We start from the raw sequence: 22,634 nt of genomic DNA, 5'->3' as shown, positions 1-22,634 counted from the left end.
CAGATAGTCTATTTTTGCATCAAAATTTAAGTTTAAGCGAGCAAGTATTCTGAAAATGAAAAAATTAGGGGTGGTAATAACCGATGGCGTTGGGTATCGTAATTTTATTTTAAGCGATTTTATTAAAGAATCGATTGGAAAATTCGATGAAGTTGTTATTTTTTCCTGTCTTCCCGAGCATGTTTATCTGGAGCTTAATTTTCCTTGTAAGATTGTTGAGCTTGATGTTTTTGAAGAACCTTTTAAAACTTGGTTTTTCAGAAAAGCTAAAGAAGTGTCGCATTTACAATTGCATTCGGCTGATAATTTTGGAATCAGTGATAATCTAAAAGCTAATTATTCCCGTTCCAAAAACCCTAGAGGGATGGCTACGCGCTTTATTTTTAAGTGGTCAAAATACATTAATTCTGAAAACTGGATTTTACGCTATAACCTTTGGCAGCAAAAAACCTTTAAATCAAATCCTGTTACCTTAAAATACAAGCAATTGCTTAAAGAACACGGTATTGATTTGCTTTTTTTTACCCATCAGCGTCCGCCTTATATAGCGCCCATGATTTACGCTGCAGAGCAGTTAAAAATTAAAACTGCAGCTTTTATTTTTAGTTGGGATAATCTGGCTTCTAAAGGAAGAATGGCCGGAAATTTCAATTATTATTTGGTTTGGAGCGATTTAATGAAGACAGAATTGCTTCATTTTTATAAATCTGTAAAACAGCATACCGTTAAAGTTGTCGGAACTCCTCAGTTTGAACCTTATGTGTTGCAGCGTTACGGGATGTCTGAAGCAGCATTTTATCAAAAATTTAAATTAGATGCTTCAAAACCAACGGTATTGTTTAGCTGCGGGGATGTTTCCACCAGTCCGAATGATCCCCTTTACATAGAAACAATCGCAAAAGCTATATTGGAAAATGAAATTGTTAAACCGGTTAATTTACTGATCCGAACCTCTCCTGCAGAAGAACCGAGCAGATTTGAAGCTTTGGCAAATAATTATCCATTTATAGTTTGGAATTATCCTGATTGGAAGCAGGCCCGTTCCAGACATCAGGAATCATGGTCCCAACGAATTCCCTCTGTGCAGGATGTTACCGATTTGAAGAGCGTTTTACAATATTCCAGCGTGAATGTCAATATGCTTTCTACCATGAGTTTGGATTCGATGCTTTTTAATAAGCCGGTGGTAAATACCGTTTTTGGAAATCCGGATAACAAACTGGCTCACGATCAACGCTTTTTAAACTATGCTCATATTAAAAAAGTGGTTGATTCCAATGCTGTACGAATTGCCAAAAGCCCTCAGGAGCTCATCAGTGCAATAAATGAAAGTTTGTTTCATCCTGAAAATAAACTCATTGAGCAAAAAAAGCTTATCGATTTACAAATTGGCCGACCTTTAGAAGGAACCAGTGAGCGAATAGCCCAAACACTTCTAAATTTGCTATAATAATGCAGGAAGATAAAGGCAGAATAGATTTACTGGACAGTTTTAGGGCCCTGGCAATTTTGGCTGTTCTTTTTTACCATTTTTTTTCAAGATGGAACAATTTGCAGTTCAGTTATTTACCGTATGATGTTTTTAAATATGGTTTTAAAGGTGTTTCCTTTTTTTTTATAATCAGCGGATTTGTAATTAGTTATACTCTTGAAAATACAGATGGCTTTATTCGATTCTGGAAAAAGAGGATCATTCGTTTGTTGCCGTCTCTTATTGTCGCTTCTACAATAACCTATTTATTTGTATTGGTTGTAGATAAAGATAATTTTTTCCCGGACAGCCATTATTTTGGAAATTATTTGATCAGTTTTACATTCCTGCCTCCCAATGTTTTTGATTTGGTTTTTAATTTGCCAAATCATTTTGGGTATTTGAATTATTCCTATTGGAGTCTATGGCCGGAAATCCAGTTTTACCTATTTGTCAGTCTTTTGTTTTTTTGGGGCAGAAAACGATTTCATCTTCTTTTTTTTACAATTTCAATTTTAGTTATCTTTCTTGCCGAAATTATTTTCTTTTTTAAATTGGATGATATTAAAGTAATTCAGCAGGTTCTGAATCTGTTTAACCTGATAAAATACCTGAAATTTTTTGTTAGCGGGGTGGTGTTTTATCAGCTTTATTCCAATAAGACCGATGCGGCTGTTCAGAAAAAATATGCCCTAATTTTAACGGCTCTTTATTTGTCCTTTCTGAGTAGTTTTGATGTAGCTGAATTTATAGCTGTTACAGCTATGTATTTAATGTTTTTACTGTTTTTGTATAAGCCTTCTTCTCTGAGTTTTTTGAATGTTAAATGGATGAGTAAAATAGGAGTTTCTTCTTATTTTCTTTATCTTATTCATGAATATATCGGGGTTTTGATTTTAAATAAAAGTGCTCATTATTTTAAAACATATAGTTTTATTGCGCCAATTCTTGTAATTTTCTTTTTTATTGGTATCAGCATTTTTTATTCGATCAATATAGAAAAACGTATTGCTTCAGGATTAAAAAAATATTTGTTAAAGGGATGAAGAAAATGAAAATTGCGGTTGTATGTAATTACAGGTTGCTGCCTGATCGTGTTGGCGGTATGGACCGTTTTTATTGGCTTTTTGACCAAAAGTGCAAGCAGGCGGGTTTTGAAATACAGTGGTTTTTTCCCAATAAAAGTGATCACGGAAGTTATGAGTCGTTAACGATTTTTGCCCCTGAAAGTAATGAACCTTTAGAGCATTTTTTTAACAGACATATTCGGGAAAATAATGATAAGTTTGATGTTGTTATGACTCATTTTCTTGAGTTATGTACTTCTTTTTTCAAAAAAGTTAAGGCGCATCATGCTTCAAGAACAATTGCTGTTGATCATAATCCGAGGCCATTGACGGGTTATCCGTTAAAAAAGAGGATAGTTAAAAAAATAAAAGGGCTTGTTTTCTCCAAGTATACCGATCTTTTTATTGGAGTTTCAGAATATACTAAGTTCCACATTATCAATGATTTTGGCACTGGGCTAAAAAACAAAACGATCGTTATTTATAATGGGATTTTGCATGAACTTTACAGTAAAAGAGTAGGTCGAAATGCTAAAGAAACTAATTTTTTAGTGGCAAGTCATCTTCGTTTTTCCAAAGGGATTCAGGATTTGATTTCTGCAATAGGTATGATGCCCTCAGAAATAAAAAAGAAGTTGAAAATTGACGTTTACGGTCAAGGCGATTATAAAGATGAATTGCTCAGAATGATTGCCAAGGATAATCTACAAGCCAATTTTAATTTTTTGGGCAGTGTTCCTAATCTCTATGAAACCTACTATAAGTATGATTATCTTTTGCAGCCAACCCATATGGAATGTTTCAGTCTCTCGATTTTGGAAAGTCTTGGAGCCAATGTTCCCGTGATTACCACAGCTGTTGGAGGAAATGAAGAAGTAATCAAAAACGGTGAAAACGGATATATTTTTAAAGCAAAAGACGTTTCAGCATTAAAAAATATAGTAGAGAAAGTTTATTTGGGAGAAATGGGAATTGTTGCAGATACTTCAAAATTAATTGAAGAACAATTTTCTATTGAAAAAATGGTAAATGACTATTTTCAGTTGCTTACCAATGAAAAAAAATAATTAAATGATAGAGAAATTAAGTAAAATTTTAGAGCAGGGCAAAAAGCCAATTATTGTAATTTATTTTTTATTGTTTGCTCTGTATGTTTTTAGTCGTACTTCAGGGGGAGGTGACGAGGCTTTGTTTATAAACGATTTAAAGTTAATTCAGACCCAAGGATGGATTGCTGCCATAAAAAAAAGCATTTCAATTCCGTACATGCTATTGGCTTATCCTCTTTCCTTTTTATTTACCAATATTATTGCTTTAAGACTTACCAATATTGCCTTATTAGGTTTGTTGTTTCTGTATTTTAGAAGAAAAAAAATAACTCCTGATTTTTATTGGCTATTGTTGTTTTTTATTCCGGCTGCAGATTATTTTTTAAAAGGGACCAATGATGCTGTTTTTTTTATCGGACTGATAATATTTTTTTATGAAGTCTATCTACTAACCATAGACAAAGAGTCTGAAATCACTTTAGGGGTTTTAGGTTTGGTTCTTTGTTTTTTTACACGTGAGCTTTTTTTGGTTTTTATGCCGGCTATATTTTTAGGTTTTCTGGTGATTTACAGAAAAGGGCAGCTCAAATCCATTAAGTTAAAATATGTTGTTCCTTTAATTGGGGTGTTTCTGTTGTTTAATATTCCTTCATTAGAGGCAAACCATAAATTATCTTACGATTTCAAGTCTCCTCCAAAAGAAGGGCAGGCTACTTGGGCGCAGTTGCAATATCTGGCTCAGCTGATGGTAAATGAAGGCAAATTGGAAAACCACTCCCATCCAAGTTGGGATACTACTGAAAAATATCTGAAGGAACATGGGCCGAATTCTTTGCCTAAAGGAATACTTGATGGTTTATTTTTTGACTTTGGTCTCACCGTAAAAGAGTTTTTTAAAGATTTTGGGGAAGTATGTTTCTATGGGTTCAGACAGATGAGCCTTATGTTTTATTTTCCTTTTCTGGCTCTTTTTTTAATTTTTAAGAACAAAAAAGCTACTTGGGAAAACTGTTTTCTGCCACTGGTTTTTTTTATGGTAATTTCCATTTTCTCTTTCATCATAATTTCGTATGTTGAACTAAGATGGCTTTCACCGGTTTTTATTTTAGCCATTGCCTATTATTCTGATAGAGATCTTGGAAATGAATTTATAAAGAAATATAGTTTTTTGAATACTCTTTTGCTTATAACGATTTGCTTTTACGGTAGTTTTAAATTAATTAACAAGCTTGTTTAATGAAAATTGGATTTTTAACTTCCGAATATCCGCATCCTTTAACAGGTAATTCCGGAGGTATAGGTACAAGTATAAAAGGTCTGGCCGAAGGTCTTATAGAAAAAGGACACCAGGTAAGGGTTTTGGTCTATGGACAGGATAAGGATGAGCTTTTTGAACAAGGCAACGGCTTGGTTATTCAACGAATTAACAATGTTAAATTAAAAGGTCTTTCGTGGTATTTAACCAGAAAAAAAATTGAAAAACTAATTAATTCACTTTATTCACAAAATCTGCTGGATATCGTAGAAGCACCAGACTGGACAGGAATCACTTCATTTATACAACCGGAACAATGCCCTGTTATCATCCGACTTCATGGGAGTGATACCTATTTTTGCCATCTTGATAACCGTCGCGTTAAGTTTATTAATCAATTTCATGAAAAAAGAGCCCTGGAAAAGGCAGACGGACATCTTTCTGTTAGTAAATTCACGGCAGACCTAACCAATGAGCTTTTTCAAATTTCTAAAGATTTTACGGTGATTCCCAATGGCATTACACTGCAAAAATTTAAAACCGATGCGCTTGTTGAGCAAAATGAGAAAATAATACTGTATTTTGGAACACTCATTAGAAAGAAGGGACTTTTGGAACTTCCTCTGATTTTTAATAAAATTGTTGAAGTTTTGCCCGATGTTAAATTGCATTTGGTTGGTAGAGATGCCTCAGATATAATCACAGGTAATTCTTCTACCTGGAAGATGATGCAAGATTTGTTTACTCCAAAAGCATTAAAAAATGTCATTTATTTTGGAGGGGTTCCCTATGATGAGGTTCATAATCATATCCAGAAGGCGGCAATTTGTGTTTTTCCTACATTTGCTGAGGCACTTCCGGTTTCATGGCTGGAAGCTATGGCTATGAGAAAAGCAATTGTCGCCTCCAATATTGGTTGGGCTAAAGAAATTATTGAAAATAAAGCGGAAGGTTTTTTAATACACCCTTCCAACCATCAGGAATATGCAGATGCTGTGGTTAATTTGCTAAAAGATGAAAACCTGCGAAAGAATGTTGGTCATAACGCCTACCAAAAAGCAGTTGAAGTTTTTGAAAGTGGAAAAATTGTAGATAAGAATATTTCCTTTTATGAAAAAATAATAAAGAGAAATGAAAGAGTTTAAAACAGAAAAAGGAGAGATATTATTATATACGGGTAATCCGAAGGTTTCGATGTTAGAAGCATTGGCTCAAGGTCCGGGAGATGTATGGCACAGCTCTTTAGATCAGGGTTTTAAAAACGCTTTTCCGGAATTAAAGTACCAGGCCTCCGTTTTTTGGTGGTATATTAATGATTTTACAAAATCAGATTCAGCAGCAAGTTGGAGGGTTAACCCATCTGAATTTGTTGTGCGAAAAAGTGCCTGGGAGCATTTTAAAGGATTTGATCCGGATTATTCTTCTGAAATTATGCAGGCTTTGGATTTTGGCTACCGTTGTGCTGTTTATGGCGCGGTTCCGATGTATATCAAAGGGTTGTTTGAATCCGATGCAAAAACAGACGCAAGAATCAGTACCAGAGACCGTCATGTTTTTTATAGAAAGCATTTTTCTCTAAGTCAGTCGTTATTTATGATTTACAGAAAAGGGTTTTGGAAATTAGGTGAATGGATCAATTTTTTTAAGGCAAATAGTTTTAAAACTAAATATGAAACCAAAATACTCCCTCCAAGAACTTTAAATGCGATGCAGGGAAGGCCTACTGTAAGTTATATTATTCCTACGATGTTGCGTCAGGAATTTACAGAGCAGCTAATCACAGATTTGAGCAATCAGAGTTATCCGCCAACACAAGTGGTGGTGGTAGATGCCACGCCAGAGGAGAAAAGGGATCCAAAGTTTTATCAGAATAAAAATTATCCCTTCGAATTGATTGTAAAATGGCAGCAAACTAAAGGAAGTTGTCGTGCCCGTAATGAGGCTATAGCATTGTCAACCGGAGATTATTTTATTTTTGGGGACGATGATATTTGTATTCCGGATGATTTTATTGAAAACCATATTCGTTTATTGCAAACCTATAAAACCGGGGCATGTAACGGGCTGGATATAAGAGCAGATCATCCTCAGCAAACCCTCAAAGATTTAGACGTGAAGTTGCAGTCTATGGGAAGTGCGCGATGGAAAGTAGGGATGTCCCATAATTTTAGTAATGCCAACTCTTGTGTTCAAAGGGAATTTGTTCAGCAACTGGGGGGAAATGATGTTAATTTTGACGGAGGTTATGGAGAAGATTCCGATTTCGGAATCTCATTGGTGAAATTGGGTACGATTGTTTTGTTTAATCCGTTTTCACCTAATCTGCATTTGAAACCTGCCAGCGGAGGATATAGATGGTGGGGGGCACAAGCTAAAAAAACAGGAAAGCAAAGAAAAAAACAGCCTTGGGAATTGGATGTGCCAGTAAAAAAAGTAAGGCCGGTTCCAAGCCCAACGGTAATGTATGGAATTTTAAAACACTTCACAGAAGAGCAATTGACAGAATACAGAAGCCGTTATTTTATGATGTATTTGATAAAAGGGAACAAGCTCACGTTACCTTTTAGAATTTTGAATTTACCCTATAAAAATTTACAATTTCAAAAGTCTTTGTTTTATGCAAAAAATTTGCTCAAACTAGGAAAACGAACCCAATAAATAGTAAATTTAGATTGAGAATAGCACTTGAACACCTAAAAAAGAAACCAGACGAAAAATAACCCAACGTTGACTTAACCTAACCACCAAAATGTTAATAAAAGTAGTATTATATCAACAGGACAAACCAATCTCGCATCATGTTTTGGAGCTCCAAGCCAATGAATTTTCATTGCCGAGTTTCAGTGAAGAGTATTATAAGTCTTTTGATTTAAAGTATGTTATCGAGTTTGAGAAAAACATAGACTCGGTCATAGATTTTTCATACCAATGGACTAGTAATTTTAAATGGTATACCGCTTCAAGGCTCCAACCCAAGGTCTTGAAATTAATAAATGGAAAATACATTCAGTCTAATTCTACAGAAGGATATTGGGAAGTTAATGCCAAAAGAAGAAAGGAATTAATTTGGAGCCTGAATCCTAAAAAGAGTTGTGTTCTAGCAAAGTACACCGGTGAGGTTGATAATAAAGAATATGAATATGTCAATTTGTTTAATCCTCAAAAAAAGTTTTCGTTATTAGTCTCGGAAAAAGGAGGGATTATCTGGAGCCGTTCTAAAATTCCATTTTCAGGGATTGCATGTTTTTCAGATCATTGTGATTTTGATACTCGTGAAAACCTTGAGCTGCAACGTTCTTTTTTTAAGGAGAACGATATTAAAATGACCAAAGGGTTTTTTCTCTATAATTATTCTAAAAGAAAAGAAAATGCTTCGTTTGAAAAAGACAGCGATGAACTAATGAAATGGATAGAAGACGGTCATGAATTAGCATATCATTCCTTAAGTCAATCCATTAAAGAAGATAAAGATAAGGTGTTTGAAGAGTTTGATAACTTTACAGCTCCGCTTCCAAACATCCATACCTGGATGGACCACGGTTATCTGCCTTATAATTTAAGCTCTTCAGAGAAGAATAACAGAACTTTGAATCTGTTTTTTGATAAAATGAATTCCCAAAATGTGAGTGTTGTCTGGAACTATATTGATACCGGAACTACCACCAGGGGCGTTATCAATCAGTTAAATTTAAGGCATTTTACGCTTAAAGCTTTTTGTAATGGTATAAAAGAATTATCATTAAAAGACCGAATGGCTAAAGGGATTAAAAATAGTTTATTTCATTTTTATTCAGATCGTAATTATACAGCGAGTTATAAATTGTTTGCCTCAGTTTTTAAACCGATTCTGGATAAGAAAAAAGTATTTGAACTAAAGGAACTGATCGTGTCTTTTTTTCCTGTTTTTTTCTCTCTCTTGCGCATTGTTTTTAGATGGAATACATTAAAAAACAAAGTGTATCCGCTGGCTAAATATAATTCGGTTTTTTATAGTAATATGATCAACGGAACCCGATTTACTGTTTTTCAAACTTTAGAAATGGTTGATTTGGTGAGTAGTCTTTCCAAAGAAAATTTAAATAAGTTTTGTGAAGAAAAAGGAGTATTTATTGCACATACTTATTTCAGTGTTCCTTTTAAATATCATAAAGGCAGAATGTTCTCTACGCCTACGGAAATTAATCATCAGGTTCGTGCCAATTTTGAGCATTTAGGAAGTCTTATCAGGGAGAAAAAATTGTGGAACCCAACTATTTATGAGTTAAAAGAATATTTTGAAAATATTGAGAATTTAGAATTTTTCAGTGATGAATCCGGAGAAATTAAGGTTAGAAATAATTTTGGATATCATTTAAACCAGGTGCAATGATAGATTATTTCATAGTTAAAGATCCAAAATGGGAGAAAAAATGGGACGATTATCTTGCCCTTCACCCTAAAGGGAATCACCTTCAATATTCACATTGGGTGAAATCCTATCTTTCTTATGGATTTGATTATGAACTGGCTCTGGCTGTTGAAAATGATAAAATTATTGGTGGATTCTCAGCAGTTATTGCCCAAAAAGCAGGGTTGAAATTTTATTGTATTTCTAACGGACCTGTTTTTGATGAAGCATCTTCAGAAATAGTGCCGGCATTGCTGGAATTGGCTAAAACGGCGGCAAAAAAAAGAAACTGTTGTTGTTTGCAAGTTGTTTTTCCAATGGGCGTTGAGAAGGACAAAATGTATGATGTAAAGACCTTTAAGAATGTATTTGATAAAGGGAATTTCGGTAAAGTTTTTCCGTTTGTTTTTTCATCCAGTGGGTTAAATTGGATACAATTTGAACAAGGTGTTTCAAAAGATTTCTTTTTCGAACAAGTTTTAAAAACCAATGTAAGACGGGATGTACGAAGTGCGCAAAGGAAAGAAATTGAAATAAAACAGATCGAAAATCCTGAAGAAATTAAAAGAGCTTATGAGCTTTTTCAGGAAAATGCCAACACGTTTAATTATAGCATAAGGGCCTGGAACGATTTTAAAAATACGATTTTCGGATTGATTCAAGACGGAAAAGCAGTTATATTGGGGGCTTACCATCAGAATAGTTTAAAAGGGGCTGTTTTTTTAATTAAGGCTGCGGGTTATTATACTTACGTAATGGGTGGGACCAAAAAGGAAAAGCCGGATTTGTTGTTAGGAGAGCTGCTTCAATGGAGTGCGATTGAACTTTCCATAGAGCAACAATTAAAAGGTTATAACATATCCTTGGGAGGAAGTCAAGGGGTGATGAATTTCAAAAATAAATTCTCTCCGCAGATTCAGCTTTATACAGAAAATAGTTTTTATTGGGTTTTGAAACCGATTTCTTTTAAAATTTATCAGAAATCATTATTTTATCTGAAGAAATTTAAGCCTTTAATTGCCAAATATTTGGCTAACTAATTTTATATGCATGAAAAAAACAACAAATAAAGAATTTTGGGAAGATCAGAAGGTAATTGATACCCAGGACCAAACAGAAACCATATTGGCAGATTTTGAGCTTTTTTTGTTTGAGCAAGCCAAAATTAAAAGCCTTCATAAAATAGAAACGGTAAAAATTATCGGCTGTGGGACGGGAAGGGAAATTAATGAGGTGGTCAAATTTTTTAACCCTGAAACTATTCTAGCGCTCGATATTTCTGAAAACATGATAAAAAAATGTAATGAAAACCTTGCGCTTTGGGGATTGAGTGACAAAGTAACAACATTGGTTTCAAATGCAAAAGATGTACAGCTTCAGGAAAACACCTATGATTTGATTACGTTTTTGAACAGCGTTATGACTTATGTTCCTGAAAAAAGGGAAAGAGAACTGATTTTTAAAAATGCCCATAAAGAGCTAAAGCCGAATGGGGTTGTAATTGGCACCGTGCATAATCAGATCGGAACATTCAAAAAAACCGCTTACTTTAAAGTGAGGTCACTTTTAAAAATCTTTTTAAAGCATAAGGTTGGACAACGCATGACAGGTTTTAAAGGCTTTAAGTTTTTAGGATATTATTTTTCTAAATCTGAATTGTTAAGCGAATTAAAGCAGGCGGGTTTTAAAAATGTGCAAGTGCTTTCATTAGAGGAGTTTTACAAATCCAAAGGAGTTTTTTACAATAGAAAAACTGGGTACAATAATTTGATATTCATAGCAGAATCATAATCTCGAAGTAAAATCTAATAATATTGAACCAAATTGAATGTTTTTTCAATTAAAATCTAAATCGAATAGTGAAGTTTACTCTAATAATATGCACTTATAAACGTCCACAACCAATTATTGACCTTTTAGAGTCGGTAAAAGTTCAGCGCAATTATCCGGATGAAATTTTAATTATTGATGGTTCTCCAGATGATAAGACCAAACTAGTCTTAGAGCAGAAAAACTACACTGGTTTAATATATTATAAGGTCAGCCCGGAAGATAGAGGATTAACCCGTCAGAGGAATTTTGGGATTTCAAAAATACATCCCGACAGTGAGGTTGTTTTTTTTCTGGATGATGATACAATTCTTGAGGAAACTTATTTTACGGAAATACTTAAAACCTATAAAGAATATCCAAATGCTTTAGGTGTAGGTGGTTATATAACTAATGAGGTTGAATGGCAGAAAGTTGGTAAAGATTATAAGGTTAGGCAAAACGACTTTTCTTATGATGGTTGGGTAAGAAAGGAAGCGGGTCGTTTTATCTGGCGCAAGTTCTGTTTTTTAGACGCAGACAAACCACCGGGCTTTTTTCCCGAGTTTTCTCATGGGCGTAGTATTAGCTTTCTTCCACCATCGGGAAAAACATATCGGGTAGAGCAGTTAATGGGAGGGGTTTCATCATTTAAAGTGAGTGTTTTTAATACGTTGAAATTTTCTACTTTTTTTGAAGGATATGGTTTGTATGAAGATGCAGATTTTACCTTGCGCCTTTCTAAATTAGGCGAATTATACGTCAATACTAATGCAGGTTTAGGTCATTTTCATGATTCCTCGGGGCGTCCCAATCAATACCAATATGGTAAAATGGTGGTAAGAAACGGTTGGTATGTTTGGAGGGTTAAGTTTCCAAGGCCATCGTTTAAAGCAATTGTGAAATGGCATCTTATTACTTTGATATTAACAGGAATACGATTCGTTAATGTGTTTACTACCTCAAAAAGAAAAGAAGCATTTACAGAAGCTTTGGGAAGAACTGTTGGTTGGTTTAAACTTTTTTTTAATGCACCAAAACAGATTTAATGAAATTTGCAGTAATCACACATGTTCAGCATATTGAAAACGCTGATGCTTATTACGCCTATGGTCCTTATGTGAAAGAGATGAATGTATGGGCAAAATATATCGATCAATTGTATGTAGTGGCTCCCTTACACAAAGGAACTGCCACGCCCATTGACTTGAAATATGAAATTAATGCGGTTGATTTCTTTCCGATTTCTTCATTTTCATTGGCTTCACCTATGGAAATTTTAAGAACGTTTTTTAAGTTACCTGGAATATTGTTTATGATTTATAAAGTGATGAGACAAGCAGACCATATCCATTTGCGTTGCCCGGGTAATATAGGATTGTTAGGATGCTTGGTGCAGATTTTTTTTCCCGGAAAGCCCAAAACTGCTAAATATGCAGGAAATTGGGATCCAAAGAGTAAGCAGCCTTTTTCTTATCGTCTTCAGAAAAAAATTTTAAATAACACCTTTTTGACCAAAAACATGAACGTGTTGGTTTATGGAGAGTGGGAAGGCACTTCTAAGAATATTGTTCCTTTTTTTACAGCCAGTTACCGAGAATCAGAAAAGGAACCGATAGAAATTCGAAGCATTACTTGTACAGAAGAGCACAAAGCGCCTGTAAAGTTTCTTTTCGTTGGCACTCTTGCACAGGGGAAACGACCCTTATATGCTGTAGAGCTGATCGAAAAATTACTTAAAAAAGGATACCCGGTTCATTTGGACTTAATGGGAGAAGGGGCAGAAAGAGAAAAACTAGAAAATTATATAAAACTGAAAGACATCCAAAAATATGTCCATTTGAAAGGCAATCAGGATGCAACTGCTGTAAAAGAGGCCTATAAACAATCCCATTTTTTAATTCTGCCTTCCAAAAGTGAAGGTTGGCCAAAAGTTGTTGCTGAGGCAATGTTTTGGGGAGCTGTTCCGTTAGTTACACCCGTTTCTTGTGTTTCCACCATGCTAAACAAAGAAGAAAGAGGTGTTTTACTTGATCTAAATTTAGAACATGATGTTTCTAAAATTGAGAAAATTATTCTAAGCCCTGAGCTCTACTTCCATAAAGCGGAAAATGCTTTGAATTGGTCAAGAAACTATACTTTGGATTCTTTCGAAGAAGAAATTAAAAAAATGATTCAAGTAAAAATAAATTAGCTCAAAGGAAATGCGAATTGTACAGTTAATAGACAGTCTTAACCCGGGAGGAGCCGAGCGAATGGCTGTGAACTATGCCAATGCCCTTTCAGCGGAGATCGAGTTTTCGGGTTTAATAGCAACCAGAAAGGAAGGAGCTTTGTCAGAGCAATTAACTGAAAAGGTTGACTATTTTTTTTTAAATCGCACAAAAACTTTTGATGTGGCTGCGATTTTCCGATTGCGAAATTATCTTAAAAGCAACAGAATTGATTTTCTTCATGCCCATGGGACTTCTTTTTTATTGGGGGTCTTGGTGAAATTAGTATGCCCAAGGGTGAAATTGCTTTGGCATGACCACTATGGAAACCGCGTTTTAGCTGCTCCCAATGATAATAAAGCCTTAGTGTTGTTTTCCATTTTTTTTGACGGGGTAATAAGCTGTAATACAGAGTTGGAGCAATGGGCAAAAAAAAACCTGAAATGCAAGACTGTGCTGTATTTGCCCAATTTTGCGGTTTATAAATCTGATGAATTTCAAACGGATTTGCTTAAAGGCGATAATAATAAGCGGATTGTGTGTTTGGCAAACCTTCGTCATCCAAAAAATCATGAGTTTATGGTTGAGGCCTTTTCAAGATCAGAAATTTATAAGAATGGCTGGACCTTGCATTTTATAGGAGCAGATTATCAGGATGATTATTCGAGTTCATTGAAAAATTTTATTAAAAAAGAAAACCTTGAAGCTGCTGTTTTTATTTATGGAAGCAAAATTGCGGTTTTTTCAATGTTAAAGCAGGCTAGAATTGGGCTTTTGGGCTCTACCTTTGAAGGTTTTCCGGTAACTTTGCTCGAGTATGGTTTGGCTGGTCTGGCGGTCTTGTCCAGTGATGTGGGATTTTGCTCTGAAATCATAAACGATGGAGAAAGCGGAATTTTATTCAATCCTTTAACGGTTAATGATTTATCAGAAAAATTAATTAGGATAACTAACGATGAGGCTTTAATTGTTGCTTTTGGTGAAAATTTGACAAAAAAGATTGAAAATGAATTTTCTAAACAATCGATTATCGAAAAATACATTGCTTTTTTGAGAAAAATTTAAAAATATACCGAGCGCTTTTTTAACTAAAAGTTTTAAGATTATTTTAAGATTTTTGCAGAACAGTTTAAATAAAGTTACCTTCGGCAACTCGTTGAATAAATCGGGAATCTATTCCGGAAAATGATGGAAGACAAAAAGATATTTATTAACCTTTCCAATTTACAACTTTCCAATTCAAAAGGGGTGATCATTGCATGCTACCTTATGATGATTTCGTATTTCTATAACTTGCCTGTTATGAATTACAGCATCAAAGGAGAAAATGACATCAGGATTTATGATTTGGTTGGGGTTTATCTGTTTTATCTCTACCTGACCAATATTGCCACAATAAATCAAATGATTACTAAGGTTAAAGTGTTAAACCGAATGTTTCAGTTTCTTCTCTGGACAACGGCCACACTTCCGTTTACCTTTATTTTCAGTGTTATGGAAGGGAAAGTAATGTGGAGTGTACAGTCGATGCTTTATCTTTACCATTTCTGGACTTTTTTTCTGGCTTCTGTTTTTTTGGCTTTTATTATTCGAGACTTGAACCAGTTAAAAAAGATGGTAAACCTTTGCCTGATTCTCTCTATAGTTTCCTTTCTGATTGTTATTCTGCAAAATTTTGAAATTGTTCCTTTTTTGTGGAGTGATAGTTATAAAGAATCGTATTTAGGGTTTCTTTCCGGAACTTTTGGTCCGAATAAGATTGTAGTGGGAATGTCTTCCCTGATTATGCTGATTTTTTCTTTGGGTTTATTTAATGATTCAAGGGTAAAGATTAGTAAAACGTTATTGATTGTTAATATTGGGATGTCTTTATTAGCACTAATTATGAGTGGTTCCAGAACTTCTTATGTTGGGTTAGGGGTTTTTGCCGCTTACTTTTTACTTAAAGATGCACCTAAATTTGTGGCTTCTTTGGTGGTTTTGGTTTCCTTATTTTTTACCGTAAGTTATTTGAATCCTAAAGTAATTGAAAAGGCAACGGAGATTTATCAGAACAGGGTAGATAAAAAAATTAAAGACCCCAAATCCCTTAATGATGCCCGAGTTGACAAACTTTACAAAGATTTGGGAGCTGGAAGGGACCGTCTTTCGGCTTCTTATGTGGAATATTTATTGGAAAAGCCCTATATCATACCTTTTGGAATTGGGTTTAACAATCGATTGATAATCGGGTTCTCGGCCCATAATATTTATTTAAGTTTGATTAATGAAGTTGGTATATTGGGATTGTTTTTATATTTGAGGTGGATGTTCTCTTATTTCTCGGTCAATATGAGGTTCTTTGCCCAAATGCAAACCGCCCTTAAAGGATTGGTGATTGCTATGCTGGTAACGCTTTGTTTTGGAGAACATTTATATGTTTACCGCCCATTATTCGGACTTGTTGGACTGTTTTTGTTTATTACTACTTTCCTTCTCTCACCAATATATATAGTAGCCAATGAAACTAAATAAATTTTATAATTATAAGATTGCGGTTGTAATTCCTTATTATAATGCTGAAAAGCATATTGCTAAGGTAGTTTCTAAATTACCGGATTATGTGTCTGCGGTTATTATTGTAGACGACAAAGGAAGGGAGCCTTTACCCGTTGCTGAAGTGAATTCGGTTAAAAAGGCTCAGACCGCTTTAGTGGTTATTGAAAATGAAGTGAATCTTGGGGTTGGTGGTGCTACAAAAAAAGGATTTCAATACGCAATTGCAAACAATTTTGATATTGTGGTAAAGATTGATTCGGATGATCAAATGGATACTTCCTATTTGCCGGATTTGCTGCTGCCAATAATCAAGAAAAAGGCTGAGATGGCTAAAGGAAATCGTTTTCGGGATATAAATTCATTGAAAAAAATGCCTTTTGTGCGAAGAATCGGGAATCTGTTTTTGTCATTTCTTACTAAATTGGCCACAGGTTATTGGAATAATTTTGATCCGACCAACGGTTTTTTTGCAGTTAAAACTTCAGTTTTGAAATCGGTAGATTTTACGAAGCTATCGGATCGTTATTTTTTTGAAACCTCTTTAATAGCACAATTGTATTTTACCAAAACCAGGATAAAAGATGTTTCAATGCCTGCGATTTATGCCGATGAAAAATCAAGCATGCAGGTATGGAAAATGCCGGTAATATTCTCACGAAACCTTTTTAAGGTTTTTGTGAAAAGGATTGTAAAAGAGTATTTCCTGTATGATTTTAATATCGGATCATTGTATTTGTTGTTTGGGTTGCCTTTATTTCTTTTCGGACTTATTTTCGGGGGCTATACCTGGTACCATTATTTCACCCTTCAAAAATTTGCGCCAACCGGAACCATTATGTTGATAACTTTGTCAATCATATTAGGCTTTCAGCTTCTTTTACAGGCAATTCAATACGATGTTATTAATTCTCCAAAAGCTAAAAATTGATGAGTTTTAAAGGGATTACGCTTGTGTTGTTTTTAAATCTGTTGCTTGCATTCGGCTTTTTTTATGATTTCCGAAATGCAGGAGCTTTAGATGTTTCCACAGACCTTGCCAATATCATTCCGATTTGTAAAAAAATTGATAATCCGGCGCTTTTTAAAAATGATTTGTATTTAAACGATGTCAATGATGTTAAATACTATACGCCGTTTTATGTTCAGCTGTTAAGAAGTTGTGCAAAGCTAACCGGAGGGGATTATTTTCAAGCCTTGAATCTGACCAGTTTTTTTACCCACTTGCTCTATGGGATTACTTGGTTTTTCTTATTTTACAGCATTAAAAAAGACTACTGGATTGCATTGTTTTCTTCGTTGCTTTTTAGAGGCGTTCTTTGGCCTCCGGGGGGAGAACTGATGGGTATTTCAGACCTCTGGACAATCATGCCCAGAACTGTTTTTATGGCCTTGGTTCCCTTGCCTTTTTTAGCCTATCTGTATTTGCCAAAATTCAAAATTATAATTTCAGCATTGGTTTTGGGACTTATTGTGAATTTTCACCCTTTAACTGGGGTGGGAGTTGTGATTGGCTATTTTAGCATTTTCTTGATTGATGCTTATTTTCAGAAAAAAATTCAATCGGTTATTTTTTGGAAGGAACTCATTTTAGCAATAATCTGCTGTCTTATAGGAATGTTTCCTTATGTAATGACTTATATAACCAATATAAAATCGGATCTGAATGTGGATCAGCAGCTTTTTACTCAGGCCTTTAATTTAAGGTTGCCGCCTTTCTTTTCGAGTCCTTTGGAGTTTGTAAAACTTTGGAATAGGCCTGTATTGTTGTTTTTTGCAGCCACTTTTATCTGTTTTGCTTTCTTCGATTCTTCCAAAAACAGGCAACTTGTTAAGCTTCTTTTTTTTAGTGGCTTAATTATTTTTATAACTGCTAATGGAGTGGTTTACCTGGAACAGTTTGTTAATGAGCTTTTAGATAAGAATTTGCGAATGTCGTTTCAGTTGATACGTTTTCAGAAATTAATTCTTGTACTGTTAGAAATAGGTTTTTTTCTTCTTTTAACCGAATTAGCCAAGAGGTTTAAAATTTCGGAGTCACTTAAAAGGAAGTCTCTTTTTGGGTTTGTTCTAATTTTAGTGTTTTCGATGACCGCGCCTTTTTCTAAGTTGCCTTTTATCGGGGACGACATTTGTGCAACAATTTTGCCTCAAAGTTTTAAAATTAATGGAAAAATAACCGATCAAGGCAAAGTTGATTTTGAAAAAATGGTCATTTTTGTTAAGCAGCAAACACCTGATGATTCCGTTTTCTTTGGCAATTTTCTTCTCAGGAGCGCAGCCAACCGATCAGTGGTTTTGGATGCTAAAGGAGCAGGGATGTTAATTGAAGGAAACCCTGAAAAATTTGTTGCTTGGTATCAGGATATTGTTCGGTTTGAAAAACTGCCATCAAGAGAAAAAACTGCATTTTTAAGAAATAAAAAAGTAAATTACATTCTCGATAAAAATCATTGGGAAGATTGTGAATTAGTAAAAACAATAGGAGAGTATCGTCTCTACAAGTTATAACCATGGAGAAAACAAAAAAAATATTTAAACAAAATATTACCGAATTGCTTAATGCACAGGGAACAGACGAAGTGCTTTCTGAGGCTGCGTTACCGGCCTATGCACATAAAAACCCTGTAATTGATCATATTTTTTGGAAACGACTTAAGTTGGCTTCCGATTTTATTTCCAAAAACTGTAAACCTGGTGGAAAGGTGCTTGATTTTGGCTGTGGAACAGGAGTGTTTTCATACGATTTGGCCAGTAAAGGTTTTGAACTGACTTCTTTAGATTTAGATTTAAAACCTGTTGAGCTATTGAAAACCAAAATCCAATTTCCAGCTTCAATTAATTTTATTCAAGGCGATTTTTTCCATTTGGAATTTGAACCGAATTCTTTTGATGCCATTGTGGCACTTGATGTTTTGGAGCATATTCCGTTAAACGAATTACCGGCCTATCTGGATAAGTTTAATAAACTTCTTAAACAAGATGGGTATATTGTGATTTCCGGTCCGACAGAAAATATTTTGTACAAGATTGGTAGAAAATTGGCAGGGAACGATTTTACCGGTCATTATCATGAAACCACAATTGCAAGGATTAAGGAGGTTTTTGTTTCTAAATTTAAGGTTGTTACTTTAGGGAAACTGATTTGGCCTTTCACATTATTTGAAGTGTTTTACGCTAGTAAGAAATAACCTTTGAAAGGAATTTTATATATAGGAAACAAGTTGTCGGGTCAGGGAGCCAACGTGACTACGATTGAAACGCTGGGAAATCTTCTTAGTCAGGAAGGATATTATGTTGTTTATTCTTCCGAAAAAAGTAATCAATTATGGCGTTTACTGGATATGATCTGGGCCACTTGGAACAATCGAAGCAAAGTTCGCTATGTTTTAATTGATACTTACAGTACTACTGGTTTTTGGTTCGCTTTTGTGGTTAGTCAGCTGTGCAGGCTGCTCAAGAAAAAATACATTCCAATTCTTCACGGAGGAAATTTGCCTAAGCGGTTAAAGAAAAACCCAAAGCTTTGCAAGATGGTATTTAAAAATGCCTATAAAAATGTAGCGCCTTCAAATTATCTGTTTAAGGTTTTTCAGGATAGTGGTTTTTCGAATTTGGTTTATATTCCGAACAATATTGAGCTTAAAAATTATCCTTTTAAAGAACGAGGTAAGCTGCAACCTAAATTGTTATGGGTACGTTCTTTTTCAAGGATTTATAACCCTAAAATGGCAGTTGAAGTTTTAAGTAAGCTTAAAGAACGGTATCCGAATGCCTCTTTGTGTATGGTTGGTCCTGAAAAAGATGGGAGTAAAGAGTTGTGCGAGCACTATGCATTACAGAAAAAATGCGAGGTAAAATTCACGGGAAAACTTTCAAAAACTCAGTGGACGCAACTTTCTGCCGATTATGACATCTTTATAAACACCACACATCTTGATAATACACCGGTAAGTGTTATGGAGGCAATGGCTTTGGGGCTTCCGGTTGTATCAACTAATGTTGGAGGTCTTCCTTTTTTGATTAAAAATGAAAAAGAGGGACTTCTGGTTAATGACAAAGATGTAATGGGAATGGTGAATGCTGTAGAAAAACTTCTTGCAGATGAAGAGTTGTCCAATAAACTGTCTGTTTCTGGGAGAAGTAAAGCTGAAACTTGGGACTGGGAGCAGGTAAAGTTGCTTTGGAAGAAAGTGTTACGGTAACTTTCAAATAAGTTTTAAAGTCAGCTTGAGTACGATACATTAGTTTGAAATTAAAAAAATGCATCCAGTCGTAGAGACTGATTTTGGAAATAGTATTATTTTGCATTAAAGAAAAGGATAGAATGACGAATCATAAAAAAATACATTTTGAAATCTCTGAAAGAAAGATTCTCCTTCGGGCTTTTGATATTGCCTTGGTTTTTCTGGCTTTGTATTTTGTAAGCAAACAATTTGAGTTTGGGTATTTCAGAATTTCCATTCACAATTACTACTGGACTTTTGTTTTAGCCTTTTATCTGTTGTTTTTCGGATCGATTTTCGAGATGTATAACCTTCAGGTTGCCGGAAATCAGTTCCAGATTGTTAAAAGTATCATTTTGACTTCTACGACTACTGTTTTGGTTTATCTTTTAACTCCGATTCTTACTCCTTCGCTTCCCAAAAACCGTTTGCAGATTTTGTTTTTTTATGTGGCTATTTTAGGGACTTTATTTCTTTGGCGAATGCTTTATCAAAAGTATCTGGCTTCACAACGTTTTTATAAGAATGTGCTTTTTCTTGCCGATGATCGTTCGGTGGAAGGTTTGGTTTCCGAATTGGAAAAAGCAGACCCCAATTATAAAGTTTTAGGGTATTTAAGTACCAAGGAATCTCAGCGTAAAAAAGTTTTACTTGAAAAAGTTGATATCGAACAGTTGGAAGGTTTTATTCAAAATCATTCTATTTCAGAAATTGTAATTGCAAATAAAGCCACTGATGAAATGCCGGTTGAAGTATATGACCGTTTACTTTTTTTGTTAGAAAACGGAGTGGTCATCAGGGAATATTCCCAGGTTTATGAATCGTGTACATATAGGCTTCCGGTACAATATGCAGAAAAAGATTTTTATAAATATTTTCCATTTAGTCGCAGCAATCAAAATCGTTTGTATCAATACGGTATCCGTTTTTTTGATATAGTGGTCTCTGTTATAGGATTAGCAGCGGGGTTGTTTATACTTCCGGTGTTATTGTTAGGGAACTTCATAGGTAATAGAGGACCATTGCTTTATACACAGGAACGTGTTGGGAAAAACGGCGAAAACTTTAAAATCTTTAAATTTCGTTCCATGGTTACTAATGCTGAGGCCAACGGAGCGGTTTTTGCTTCTGCTAACGACAGCAGGGTTACTCCTTTCGGAAGGTTTTTAAGAAAATCTAGAATTGATGAAGTTCCTCAGTTTATAAATATTCTAAAAGGAGATATGGCAGTTATTGGACCTCGACCGGAACGTCCTGTTTTTGTTCAGCAAATTGCAGAAATCATGCCTTTTTATCAAACCCGCCATGTTATCAAACCTGGTTTGACAGGTTGGGCTCAGGTAAAACATTCTTATGGAGAAACTCTGGAAGATAGTTTGATTAAACTGCAATACGATCTGTATTACATTAAGCACCGCAGTTTGTTCTTGGATATCAACATTGTTATCAAAACATTGAGTACGGTACTTTTTTTCAGAGGGCAGTAAAGATTTACTGTTTTTTAGGTAGATTTTTCCAGATATACCAAAGTGTAAGCGTATTCAGGACAATCAAGGGAAGCATCATTAAAAGCTGAACTTTCAAAAGGATAAATCCTGTATAAACCGCAATTGCAATCCATGAAATAATAATGGTTCTTTTAATCCAGGTCGTGTTGTTTTTTACAATGAAGAAAACCAATAATAAAAACACCGGGTTCATCAGTAAAACGTTGTAGTTCCATAAAACTTCTTTGTGGAAGGAATAGCACCCCACTAAAGAAAAGAAAAGACCTAATAAACCGCAAAGGGTAAGCCAGATAATTTGAAACTTTCTTTTACCTGATAAAGCAATCAGAAGAAGTATTGTTAGAGCAAAGGTGATGTAATTGTTCCAAAGTGATTTTCCTTCGCCGTTTTCCATTTTTTTAAACACCGTTTTTTCCTCCAAAACCAATTTACCGTTGTTGTTTTTGGATAAGTTAACGCCCTGCATTAATTCGATAGGGAGAAAGAGTTTGTCGGATTGTTTGTCGGTTTTTAATCCGAACATTAGGTTAATGCCGAGATTTTCATAAAAATGATTATCCAAATAACCGTATAAGATGTTGCGGTATGTTTTTTCAGTATCGGGTATTTTTGTTGATATTTTCTCGGGAAGTGCTTGGTTAATTAAATCGGCAACCATGGTAGTACAGTTGCGGTCTATGAATTTGTAGGTGTAAAATCGTTTTTCCGAGCTTAAAACGGTGTCTAATTCGTTAAAAATCCGTTGCTTCTGTTGTCCTGTTAAGTTTAAAACCTGTTCGTAAATATCCCGATTGTCGTACACATAAGCATAGGTGAAATCTGCAAATGAACTTGTGGAAACGAAATACTGTAAATCGCCTTTAATGAATTTCAGGTAAAAATTCGAAGTATGAAAATCAAAAGTCCCATAGTTATACACAACATCAATTTGGTTCACAGGATCCCAAATACGAAGGGCTGTATGGCCGTAAATTGAGTATAATTCATTACCGGTTCCACAAGTAAGCAGGCTTATTTTTGCGGAACTTGAAAGAACTGGAGCTTGAGCCTGAATCTTGTAAACCGAAAGGAAGGTTATCAGAAGGGAAACTGCAAATCGTGTTAAGAATTTCAT

At 34.8% G+C, this 22,634-nt stretch carries 19 protein-coding genes; 18 read left to right on the top strand and 1 reads right to left on the bottom strand.

The genetic code is table 11. The features are described 5' to 3' along the window. Positions 1-55: 55 nt before the first annotated feature. From LZZ90_RS07040 to LZZ90_RS06955, 18 genes are all read left to right on the top strand, one after another. Positions 56-1,450, top strand: a complete 1,395-nt coding sequence (locus LZZ90_RS07040; protein ID WP_237789982.1) for a hypothetical protein — start codon at positions 56-58, stop codon at positions 1,448-1,450. Between the two features lie 2 nt (positions 1,451-1,452). Further along, positions 1,453-2,517: an acyltransferase gene (locus tag LZZ90_RS07035; RefSeq protein ID WP_237789981.1), complete on the top strand. Its 1,065-nt coding sequence runs from the start codon at positions 1,453-1,455 to the stop codon at positions 2,515-2,517. After that, positions 2,514-3,605 carry a glycosyltransferase family 4 protein gene (locus LZZ90_RS07030; protein WP_237789980.1) on the top strand — a complete coding sequence of 364 codons (1,092 nt, stop codon included), beginning with the start codon at positions 2,514-2,516 and terminating at the stop codon, positions 3,603-3,605. Before LZZ90_RS07035 ends, LZZ90_RS07030 begins: the two co-directional genes overlap by 4 nt. A gap of 4 nt (positions 3,606-3,609) precedes the next feature. Beyond that, positions 3,610-4,824 carry a hypothetical protein gene (locus LZZ90_RS07025; protein ID WP_237789979.1) on the top strand — a complete coding sequence of 405 codons (1,215 nt, stop codon included), beginning with the start codon at positions 3,610-3,612 and terminating at the stop codon, positions 4,822-4,824. Continuing rightward, positions 4,824-5,987 carry a glycosyltransferase family 4 protein gene (locus LZZ90_RS07020; protein ID WP_237789978.1) on the top strand — a complete coding sequence of 388 codons (1,164 nt, stop codon included), beginning with the start codon at positions 4,824-4,826 and terminating at the stop codon, positions 5,985-5,987. Before LZZ90_RS07025 ends, LZZ90_RS07020 begins: the two co-directional genes overlap by 1 nt. Further along, positions 5,974-7,500: a glycosyltransferase family 2 protein gene (locus LZZ90_RS07015; protein WP_237789977.1), complete on the top strand. Its 1,527-nt coding sequence runs from the start codon at positions 5,974-5,976 to the stop codon at positions 7,498-7,500. The genes LZZ90_RS07020 and LZZ90_RS07015 overlap by 14 nt, the downstream gene beginning before the upstream one ends. Before the next feature lie 91 nt (positions 7,501-7,591). Next, a complete protein-coding gene (locus tag LZZ90_RS07010; protein WP_237789976.1) occupies positions 7,592-9,211 on the top strand; it encodes a hypothetical protein in 1,620 nt (539 codons plus the stop codon). Beyond that, positions 9,208-10,269, top strand: coding sequence for a lipid II:glycine glycyltransferase FemX (locus LZZ90_RS07005; protein ID WP_237789975.1), 1,062 nt, complete (start codon positions 9,208-9,210; stop codon positions 10,267-10,269). Before LZZ90_RS07010 ends, LZZ90_RS07005 begins: the two co-directional genes overlap by 4 nt. 10 nt (positions 10,270-10,279) lie before the next feature. Next, entirely contained in the window at positions 10,280-11,020 is a 741-nt protein-coding gene (locus LZZ90_RS07000) for a class I SAM-dependent methyltransferase (protein WP_237789974.1), read from the top strand. A gap of 68 nt (positions 11,021-11,088) precedes the next feature. Beyond that, entirely contained in the window at positions 11,089-12,087 is a 999-nt protein-coding gene (locus tag LZZ90_RS06995; RefSeq protein ID WP_237789973.1) for a glycosyltransferase family A protein, read from the top strand. Next, positions 12,087-13,232 carry a glycosyltransferase family 4 protein gene (locus LZZ90_RS06990; RefSeq protein ID WP_237789972.1) on the top strand — a complete coding sequence of 382 codons (1,146 nt, stop codon included), beginning with the start codon at positions 12,087-12,089 and terminating at the stop codon, positions 13,230-13,232. Before LZZ90_RS06995 ends, LZZ90_RS06990 begins: the two co-directional genes overlap by 1 nt. 10 nt (positions 13,233-13,242) lie before the next feature. Beyond that, positions 13,243-14,316 carry a glycosyltransferase gene (locus tag LZZ90_RS06985; protein WP_237789971.1) on the top strand — a complete coding sequence of 358 codons (1,074 nt, stop codon included), beginning with the start codon at positions 13,243-13,245 and terminating at the stop codon, positions 14,314-14,316. Positions 14,317-14,436: 120 nt separating this feature from the next. Continuing rightward, the gene (locus tag LZZ90_RS06980; protein WP_237789970.1) at positions 14,437-15,765 is read left to right on the top strand and encodes an O-antigen ligase; all 1,329 of its coding nucleotides are present in this window, start codon (positions 14,437-14,439) and stop codon (positions 15,763-15,765) included. Then, positions 15,752-16,717, top strand: a complete 966-nt coding sequence (locus tag LZZ90_RS06975; RefSeq protein WP_237789969.1) for a glycosyltransferase family 2 protein — start codon at positions 15,752-15,754, stop codon at positions 16,715-16,717. The genes LZZ90_RS06980 and LZZ90_RS06975 overlap by 14 nt, the downstream gene beginning before the upstream one ends. Next, positions 16,717-18,297 (top strand): hypothetical protein, encoded by a 1,581-nt coding sequence (locus LZZ90_RS06970; RefSeq protein WP_237789968.1) that lies wholly within the window; start codon positions 16,717-16,719, stop codon positions 18,295-18,297. Before LZZ90_RS06975 ends, LZZ90_RS06970 begins: the two co-directional genes overlap by 1 nt. A 2-nt stretch (positions 18,298-18,299) precedes the next feature. Beyond that, positions 18,300-18,977 (top strand): bifunctional 2-polyprenyl-6-hydroxyphenol methylase/3-demethylubiquinol 3-O-methyltransferase UbiG, encoded by a 678-nt coding sequence (locus LZZ90_RS06965; protein ID WP_237789967.1) that lies wholly within the window; start codon positions 18,300-18,302, stop codon positions 18,975-18,977. A gap of 3 nt (positions 18,978-18,980) precedes the next feature. Continuing rightward, on the top strand, positions 18,981-19,991 hold the full coding sequence (locus LZZ90_RS06960; protein ID WP_237789966.1) for a glycosyltransferase family 4 protein: 1,011 nt from the start codon (positions 18,981-18,983) through the stop codon (positions 19,989-19,991). 122 nt (positions 19,992-20,113) lie between these two features. Further along, positions 20,114-21,499 carry a sugar transferase gene (locus LZZ90_RS06955; protein ID WP_237789965.1) on the top strand — a complete coding sequence of 462 codons (1,386 nt, stop codon included), beginning with the start codon at positions 20,114-20,116 and terminating at the stop codon, positions 21,497-21,499. A gap of 4 nt (positions 21,500-21,503) precedes the next feature. Here LZZ90_RS06955 and LZZ90_RS06950 read toward each other — a convergent pair whose 3' ends face one another. After that, positions 21,504-22,634, bottom strand: coding sequence for a DUF4105 domain-containing protein (locus tag LZZ90_RS06950; protein WP_237789964.1), 1,131 nt, complete (start codon positions 22,632-22,634; stop codon positions 21,504-21,506).

It is taken from the genome of Flavobacterium sp. SM15, assembly GCF_022012335.1.
Classification (GTDB): Bacteria; Bacteroidota; Bacteroidia; order Flavobacteriales; family Flavobacteriaceae; genus Flavobacterium.
The sequence above is the reverse complement of the archived record's forward strand: the minus strand, read 5'-3'. Positions and strand labels throughout refer to the sequence as shown.

Bases quoted from the DNA above. Each gene is read 5' to 3' on its own strand.
- LZZ90_RS06955 (WP_237789965.1), top strand. From the start codon at position 20,114: ATGACGAATCATAAAAAAATACATTTTGAAATCTCTGAAAGAAAGATT.
- LZZ90_RS07010 (WP_237789976.1), top strand. From the start codon at position 7,592: ATGTTAATAAAAGTAGTATTATATCAACAGGACAAACCAATCTCGCAT.
- LZZ90_RS06965 (WP_237789967.1), top strand. From the start codon at position 18,300: ATGGAGAAAACAAAAAAAATATTTAAACAAAATATTACCGAATTGCTT.
- LZZ90_RS07005 (WP_237789975.1), top strand. From the start codon at position 9,208: ATGATAGATTATTTCATAGTTAAAGATCCAAAATGGGAGAAAAAATGG.
- LZZ90_RS07020 (WP_237789978.1), top strand. From the start codon at position 4,824: ATGAAAATTGGATTTTTAACTTCCGAATATCCGCATCCTTTAACAGGT.
- LZZ90_RS07025 (WP_237789979.1), top strand. From the start codon at position 3,610: ATGATAGAGAAATTAAGTAAAATTTTAGAGCAGGGCAAAAAGCCAATT.
- LZZ90_RS07000 (WP_237789974.1), top strand. From the start codon at position 10,280: ATGAAAAAAACAACAAATAAAGAATTTTGGGAAGATCAGAAGGTAATT.
- LZZ90_RS06975 (WP_237789969.1), top strand. From the start codon at position 15,752: ATGAAACTAAATAAATTTTATAATTATAAGATTGCGGTTGTAATTCCT.
- LZZ90_RS06970 (WP_237789968.1), top strand. From the start codon at position 16,717: ATGAGTTTTAAAGGGATTACGCTTGTGTTGTTTTTAAATCTGTTGCTT.
- LZZ90_RS07035 (WP_237789981.1), top strand. From the start codon at position 1,453: ATGCAGGAAGATAAAGGCAGAATAGATTTACTGGACAGTTTTAGGGCC.
- LZZ90_RS07015 (WP_237789977.1), top strand. From the start codon at position 5,974: ATGAAAGAGTTTAAAACAGAAAAAGGAGAGATATTATTATATACGGGT.
- LZZ90_RS06950 (WP_237789964.1), bottom strand. From the start codon at position 22,634: ATGAAATTCTTAACACGATTTGCAGTTTCCCTTCTGATAACCTTCCTT.
- LZZ90_RS07030 (WP_237789980.1), top strand. From the start codon at position 2,514: ATGAAGAAAATGAAAATTGCGGTTGTATGTAATTACAGGTTGCTGCCT.
- LZZ90_RS06980 (WP_237789970.1), top strand. From the start codon at position 14,437: ATGATGGAAGACAAAAAGATATTTATTAACCTTTCCAATTTACAACTT.
- LZZ90_RS06990 (WP_237789972.1), top strand. From the start codon at position 12,087: ATGAAATTTGCAGTAATCACACATGTTCAGCATATTGAAAACGCTGAT.
- LZZ90_RS06985 (WP_237789971.1), top strand. From the start codon at position 13,243: ATGCGAATTGTACAGTTAATAGACAGTCTTAACCCGGGAGGAGCCGAG.
- LZZ90_RS07040 (WP_237789982.1), top strand. From the start codon at position 56: ATGAAAAAATTAGGGGTGGTAATAACCGATGGCGTTGGGTATCGTAAT.